A 6,654-nucleotide genomic window follows, 5' to 3' on the forward strand; every position below is an offset into this window, starting at 1 on the left:
GGGCATCTGGCTGTGTGCCCGGCGGCTGGAACAGGGCAAATTTCACTGGGCTCAAGTTCACCAAGGTGAAACCGTGGCCCTCAGCCCGGAACAGTTACAGGCACTGATCCAAGGTTTGCCCTGGCAGAGAATTGGATTGCAGCAAGTGGTGAATATGCTCTAAACCAAGCTCGACCATTCTGCCATCCTCCAAACGTTCTATTTCATTCTTCTCATGACCTCAGGCATACTGCGGTCATGAATACGCTGCCTGACTTAAGCCAACTGACCCATGAACAACTGCTGGAATTCACCAGACTGAACCGTACCAGGTTTGTCGGAGACTTTTTATTTAAGTTGTCAACGGCATTCTAAAATTGACCCCTTTCACCTTACAAATGGCAAAGTAAAATTGACCCCTTTGATCTCGTATTAAATTTCAACCTGGGGCTGAATCCCAATTCTTTTTTTATCCTTCAAACGATAACTCTCACCCGATATTTGTACCACATGACAGTGATGCAATAACCGATCTAACATCGCAGCGGTCAACGTGACATCATCTGCAAAGGATTTGGACCACTGGCTAAAGGGTAAGTTACTCGTCAATATCGTACTGCCTTTTTCATAACGCTTGGCAATCACGTTAAAGAACAGATTCGCTTCTTCACGTCCAAACGGTAAATAAAGAGATGGATCCGGAAATTTGAACAACTTCTATAAGTGATATTCCGCTCTAGTTAAGCCACCTTGTTTTGTTGGGGTAGCTGATCATAGTAAAACTCATTGGGTGTCATTTTGTCTAGACTCGAATGAGGTCGTTTCAAATTATAAAACTTGAAATATGCACTCAATTGCTTTTTTGCATCTGTGACACTGCTATAAGCTTTGAGATACACCTCTTCATATTTAACGCTCCGCCATAATCGTTCAACCATCACATTATCAATCTATGAGCAGTATACTGCGCAAGTTTACCATCCATACTGATTTGAATGCCATTTGATTTCAATACATCAATAAATGCATCACTCGTGAACTGACTGCCTTTGTCTGTATTAAATATTTCAGGTGATCGGTAATCCTCCCATAAATAACCGAAGTTAAAAGTAGAGGTTAAGCAGCCATTAGAGGTGGCTTTCCTTTGTTAGCTTGATGTGGTCTTTCATGGTTGTAATGCCACAACCAGTTTGTTGCATAATCTTGTACTTCATCCAAAGTATCAAATAAATGCTTGCTCAGCCAACTATAACGTATAGTCCGATTATAGCGTTCAATATACGCATTCTGCTGTGGCTTACCCGGTTGAATATATTCAATACGAATACCGTGCTCAGTAGCCCAGCGCACAAATTCGTGACTGATAAATTCGGGACCATTATCGCATCGGATCACTAACGGTTTTTCTCTCCACTCCAGCAATTGATTCAACGTACGAATAACCCTGATTGTGGGCAATGAGAACCCTGCGTCAATGGCTAGGCCTTCGCGGCGGTAATCATCAATCACATTCAATAATCGAAACTTGCGACCATCGGAAAGCTGATCATGCATAAAATCTAATGACCAAACCTGATTTTCTCGGATTGGTTCTTTCAATGGTTCAGGCGCATGCCGTTTTAGTCTTCTTCTCGGTTTAATACGCAGATTCAGTGCCAACTCACAGTAAATGCGGTAAACCCGCTTGTGATTCCAGCAGCAACTCTCAACATGCCGTAAATACGAGAAGCACAAACCAAAGCCCCAATCGGAATTTTCCTCAGTGAGTTCAATGAGCTGTTCAGCAATGAGTGCATTGTCATCGCTGAGTTTGGCTTGATAGCGGTAGCAGGTTTCACTAATGCCAAATGCTTTACAAGCCAAACGAATACTAATGGCATGCTGGGCAACTGCCTGTTGTGCCATCTTACGCCGGCAAGATGGCTTTACCCTTGCGCAGCAGTGCTGCTCATTGCCATCGCTTCCTGGATGATTTCGGCCTTTAATCGCTCTTCCGCATACATCTTTTTAAGTCTGGTATTTTCGGCTTCTAGCTCTTTCAGTCGAGCCATTAATGATGTATCCATACCACCATATTTGGCACGCCATTTATAAAAGGTAGCATTACTCATGCCGTGTTCACGGCAAAGGGTCGCTACAGGTGTGCCAGATTCTGCCTGTTTCAAGATGGACATGATCTGACTGTCAGTAAATTTAGATGTTTTCATGCAGAATCTCCTGCTCGTATCTTAAGAGAAAATTCTACTTTTAGATCCTATTATTTTTAGGGGGGATTACCAGCCTTCATCGTCAGTTACTTGTCTTTTTACATTGTAATCTGTTTTTCTAATTCAGCTATCCGTGCATTTGCATTAGTGAGTTGTGATTCCACATATTTGATCGAGCCTGATTTTTCGAGTAGCTGTTCATATTTGGCTTGCAAGGCGTTGTAGTCTTCTTTTGCCTTATCTGTACTAGCAAGAGCGACTTTCAGCTTGTCGGTGGTGTCATCAGTTTGTTTGACCTGTTCATCAAGTTTGATTTGCACCTGTTCCAGTTTTTCTGTGGTATCTGCAAGCTGCTTTTCCAGTTGTTGCACTGTTTCCGCATATCCGCCTTGTACTGCATCAATCCGTTCTTGCAATAGGGTTGCAATGACTTGTGACACGGTAACAAGTTCCGCATCTTTCAGAGTTTTTGCCGTAGTAACGGCTGCCGCCAGTTGCTCTTCAAGGATCTCTTTGCGGTATTTGTTGATAGTGGTCTTTGAGCCGCTACCAAGAACCGCAAGGATATTATCGTTAGTTGGGTTTGAGCCTTGTGCTGCAAGGGATTCGATGGCTTTTGCCACATCTGATTTAGTGATTGCCATGGGTTTACTTCCTATTGTGTACTGTACTGTATCGTATTTTAGTACATTACAGTACAGTACACAATCGATATTTTTTATGAATTATGACTAGCTAAAACTCACCCGTATATTCAAACCAATTCAGGTTGGGTCTATACCGCCTTTATTATTGATGTGTTCTCACGAGCAATTGTTGGATGGAAAGTATCAACACGTATGAATACAGACATGGTGCTCGATGCATTGGAGCAAGCATTGCATGACCGATGCATGCCAAAGAATGTGATTCATCATTCCGACAGAGGTGTGCAATATCTTTCCATTCGTTATACCAATCGTTTAGAAGCAGCAAATTTACGAGCATCAGTCGGTACGACTGGTGATTCATACGATAATGCTTTGGCTGAAACGGTGAATGGCTTATACAAAACAGAGGTGATTGAATATTTAAAAGCAGATTGGCAAGGTTTAGCAGATGTACAACTTGCGACACTAAACTGGGTAGATTGGTTCAATAAAGAACGTGTACATAGTGCACTGGGTTATGTATCACCTTTTGAGTTTGAAGCAATCTACTATGATAAGATTAATCCGTTAGGTCAGGTGGCCTAACTTAAATAAAAAGTCTCCGACAAACCCGGTACGGTTCAGAGTGCTAAATTTTTAAATACAGAGCTTCTGACATTGGGATAGATTTCCCAAAAGTAGTCATGGTGAGTACTCTGTATTGATTGCCTGTACTGATGTTTCAGTTTTTTCATTGTTCCTCCTAGGTAACATTACCTAGAAGGGATCCTCTGCAAAATAGTACATCGTCTTTAATCCTGTGAACTAAGAATTATCATTTAAAAATACCACAAAGTAGTATAAAATAAACTACTACAAGGTAGTATGAATGCAATCAATGTATACAATATGTGAGACTCCATTATTTACTAAATACTGTCTTGTTTATTGGACTCAGGAAGAATATGAGGAATTCAAAACATTCTTAGCATTAAATCCTGAAGCAGGAGATGTAGAGCCTAATGCAGGTGGTATTCGTAAGATTAGATGGACTAGCGGTGGTAGAGGTAAAAGTGGTGGTGTCAGAGTCATCTACTTTAATCGTTTAGCAAATGGAGAGATTTGGTTATTAACCTTGTACAGTAAAAAGCAAACTGTACAGCTTAGTAAGAAGACTCTTCAAGCATTAGTGGAGAAACTAAATGACTCGTTTAATGACTGAAAAAGAACTTGAGGCTTTTGAAGCAACTAGGGATATTGAAGCTGAAATATTACAAGGCATCGACGATATGCTTACTAGTAATGCAGCGAAAAGAACCGTAATCACTGAGACAGATGTAGCGTTAGCTCGTAGAAAGGCTCAACTAACACAAGATCAGTTTGCTAAGATTCTTGGCGTATCAAGACGTACTCTTGAATCATGGGAACAAGGTGCGAGAAGACCATCAGGAGCAGCAACATCCCTTATTCGATTATTTATTGTTGATCCAAAATTTGTAAAAGAGAGTCTGGCTTAATTTAGACAGCTCTCTACTATATTTATTTAAGGTTTTTTATGAAGCACTTAGGATTTGTGGGAAAAAGTACTGAATATTTAGGGTATACCCATATTGAAATTATCAATAGCTCATTACGCTTATCTTTCAATATTCCATCAACAAAAGATCTAGAAGAAACCTTTAAAAAGATAGTCGAAAATAACTATGATTTACTCATGGAAACATCAGCAGAAATCGAGTTCGAATTAGAAAGTGAAACGCTAGCAAAGATAGAAACCATCATAAAAGAAAAAGGGATTGAACTTGATGAGTTTGTTCAAAATGCGCTGATTAAACTTATCAACCAAAATGAATTGGCTAAGACTGATTAGACCTTAAATGCAGACAATAAAAAACCCCGGCATCCTGCCGAGGTTTTTTATTGGAACTTTAGGTCTGTGCTGGCTTAGTGCTTGTCGTATCTGGCCCCATCCTGGTGCTCATTCTTTGTAATTCTAAGGAACTTCCTGTTCCTGACCAATTAATCATATGAAAATTCTACTATTCCGAATAGCCGCAAAGGACCGGAATTTACGTAAGCTAAAGCGTACAAAACAGCCTAAGTTTTATCCACAAGAAATGGGGATAATTTTGAACATTCACGCATTGATAAAATTTAAAAAATCTCAAAATCGACTACTTTTTAAACAAATTTATTGGCAAGAACTATCAAAACTGCTCATAAAAAAGCCGATTTGTTTCAAAATCGGTTTTTTGGGCATTTTTGGATTTTTCTTGTTTTATTAAGTATCTGATATTTATATTAATATACAAGTGTATTGCGTATAACCACCATTATGTTAAATAGAATCAAAAAACCTCCAATAAAATCGTTATAGTATTATTATTTATTGAGTAGATAAGAGAATTAAATTAGTGAAATATTCAAATGAAAAAATAGTAAAAGCTCTCTTACTTTCTCCTTTACCACTACTTTTTTTCACAGCAGTCCTGTTTATCGTAATGAATCAGGAATACAGCCTATACTCGATTTTAGTGGTTCTTGTAGGGCACGGTCTTGTCTACTTGGCTTATTGTATTTTGACTGTACCTTTCAGCTTCATATTCTCAATTCTTTTAAATCGTTATAACAGTCTTAATTTATTAACTATCTGTATTGCCTCTATAATTATTGCTACTCCATTTTTTATTCTTTTTGGATGGAGTCACACAGGAGAAATTTCGAAAGAGTGGTGGAAGATGTATACAGATACATGGACTATCTTTATGGCTCTATTTCCTGGCTTATGTTATTGGCTATTTCTGATTAACCTAAAAGATAAGAAATCAAAGAATATTGAATAAACCATTGCATAGAGATTCTTAAATTTCCCTAAAATTAACATAATACACGTTATACGAATTCCCAAGGCATGGCTTCCAGTCATGCTTTTTTTATCAAAAGACTATACCTGAATGATAGCGAGCCAAATCGCATACAATATCTATCATTAGACTTAATGCAATAATTAAATGATAGTATTATCATTAATCTAATAGAATTAAGATTAAATGATAGAAATGAATACACGTATTTATCTACGAGCTTCAACTAAAGATCAAGATGCAGAAAGGGCTTTGCAGATTCTTCAGGATCTAAACCAAAACTTGAATTTGGGTGAAACCATTGTGTACGTGGAAAACTATAGTGGTACGAAGTTAGACCGACCTGAATTGAATAAGCTACTGTCAGAAGCAAATCAAGGTGACACATTGTTAGTTGAAAGTATTGACCGCTTATCACGCCTAACCCAACGAGATTTTCAAGAGCTGAAGCGCAGGATCCAGGAGAAGGGACTTCGTTTAGTCGTAGCAGATCTTCCTACTACCTACCAAATGATTCAAACCAGTGACAGCATTACTCATTCAATCTTGGAACTCATCAACAATATGTTGATTGATCTTCTGGCAACAATGGCCCGCCTAGACAATGAGAAACGTATAGAACGTATTAAGCAGGGCCTGGCACGTTCGGGTTACAAACCAACAGGCAAGAAGGCAAATGAGGCTAAACATAAACGAATAAAAGAATTGCTAGTAGTTGGCAATATGACTAAGGAAGAAATTGCCAAAGCAGTGAATTGTGGAGTTGCAACTGTCTATCGAGTTGCTAAAGTTATCTAAAAGAGGCTTATCTCAACGCGCCCCCAATGGGGCACCGCTGCATTCAGGTTTGTTATTCACCAATTAAAATGTCTATGCGATAAACCATTTAAAATGTCCTGTTTTTAACTACAAGAGTCAAGCACAGGATTTAAATTTCTTTGTTCAATAACAACTTTCTGAGCTTTACGACTCGGC

Annotated in this window: 7 protein-coding genes and 4 pseudogenes; 7 read left to right on the top strand and 4 right to left on the bottom strand. The window is 38.8% G+C overall.

The features are described from left to right. The first annotated feature begins 10 nt into the window (after nt 1-10). On the top strand, nt 11-163 hold the full coding sequence (tnpB, locus tag FTU37_RS16875; RefSeq protein ID WP_350357601.1) for an IS66 family insertion sequence element accessory protein TnpB: 153 nt from the start codon (nt 11-13) through the stop codon (nt 161-163). Between the two features lie 248 nt (nt 164-411). Here tnpB and istB read toward each other — a convergent pair. The 4 genes and pseudogenes from istB to FTU37_RS16100 form a co-directional block, all read right to left on the bottom strand. Beyond that, nucleotides 412-666 (bottom strand): annotated as a pseudogene (gene istB, locus FTU37_RS16085) (IS21-like element ISAba8 family helper ATPase IstB); the annotation flags it as partial. A 53-nt stretch (nt 667-719) separates the two neighbouring features. Then, nucleotides 720-1,060: pseudogene (locus FTU37_RS16090) on the bottom strand (transposase); the annotation flags it as partial. 35 nt (nt 1,061-1,095) lie between these two features. Beyond that, nucleotides 1,096-2,186, bottom strand: a pseudogene (locus tag FTU37_RS16095) (IS3 family transposase). A gap of 98 nt (nt 2,187-2,284) precedes the next feature. Further along, nucleotides 2,285-2,830, bottom strand: coding sequence for a DNA-binding protein (locus FTU37_RS16100; RefSeq protein WP_127800924.1), 546 nt, complete (start codon nt 2,828-2,830; stop codon nt 2,285-2,287). Nucleotides 2,831-2,935: 105 nt separating this feature from the next. On the opposite strand from FTU37_RS16100, the pseudogene FTU37_RS16105 reads away from it, so the two are divergent. The 6 genes and pseudogenes from FTU37_RS16105 to FTU37_RS16130 form a co-directional block, all read left to right on the top strand. Next, nucleotides 2,936-3,421, top strand: a pseudogene (locus FTU37_RS16105) (IS3 family transposase); the annotation flags it as partial. A 292-nt stretch (nt 3,422-3,713) separates the two neighbouring features. Next, nucleotides 3,714-4,037, top strand: coding sequence for a transcriptional regulator (locus tag FTU37_RS16110; protein ID WP_104505828.1), 324 nt, complete (start codon nt 3,714-3,716; stop codon nt 4,035-4,037). Further along, the gene (locus tag FTU37_RS16115) at nt 4,018-4,332 is read left to right on the top strand and encodes a DNA-binding transcriptional regulator (RefSeq protein ID WP_104505827.1); all 315 of its coding nucleotides are present in this window, start codon (nt 4,018-4,020) and stop codon (nt 4,330-4,332) included. Before FTU37_RS16110 ends, FTU37_RS16115 begins: the two co-directional genes overlap by 20 nt. A 38-nt stretch (nt 4,333-4,370) precedes the next feature. Continuing rightward, complete coding sequence (locus tag FTU37_RS16120; RefSeq protein ID WP_104505826.1) at nt 4,371-4,685, top strand: hypothetical protein; 315 nt, start codon at nt 4,371-4,373, stop codon at nt 4,683-4,685. Between the two features lie 544 nt (nt 4,686-5,229). Beyond that, on the top strand, nt 5,230-5,658 hold the full coding sequence (locus FTU37_RS16125; RefSeq protein ID WP_000877730.1) for a hypothetical protein: 429 nt from the start codon (nt 5,230-5,232) through the stop codon (nt 5,656-5,658). A 207-nt stretch (nt 5,659-5,865) separates the two neighbouring features. After that, complete coding sequence (locus FTU37_RS16130) at nt 5,866-6,477, top strand: recombinase family protein (RefSeq protein ID WP_015060246.1); 612 nt, start codon at nt 5,866-5,868, stop codon at nt 6,475-6,477. Nucleotides 6,478-6,654: the final 177 nt, after the last annotated feature.

The sequence above is a fragment of the Acinetobacter sp. YH12097 genome (assembly GCF_013419225.1).
In the GTDB taxonomy this organism is placed as follows: Bacteria; Pseudomonadota; Gammaproteobacteria; order Pseudomonadales; family Moraxellaceae; genus Acinetobacter; species Acinetobacter amyesii.

What these genes read in the sequence shown, in the direction of transcription:
- FTU37_RS16100 (WP_127800924.1), bottom strand. Translation starts at nt 2,830, where the DNA reads ATGGCAATCACTAAATCAGATGTGGCAAAAGCCATCGAATCCCTTGCA.
- FTU37_RS16110 (WP_104505828.1), top strand. Translation starts at nt 3,714, where the DNA reads ATGTATACAATATGTGAGACTCCATTATTTACTAAATACTGTCTTGTT.
- FTU37_RS16115 (WP_104505827.1), top strand. Translation starts at nt 4,018, where the DNA reads ATGACTCGTTTAATGACTGAAAAAGAACTTGAGGCTTTTGAAGCAACT.
- FTU37_RS16120 (WP_104505826.1), top strand. Translation starts at nt 4,371, where the DNA reads ATGAAGCACTTAGGATTTGTGGGAAAAAGTACTGAATATTTAGGGTAT.
- FTU37_RS16130 (WP_015060246.1), top strand. Translation starts at nt 5,866, where the DNA reads ATGATAGAAATGAATACACGTATTTATCTACGAGCTTCAACTAAAGAT.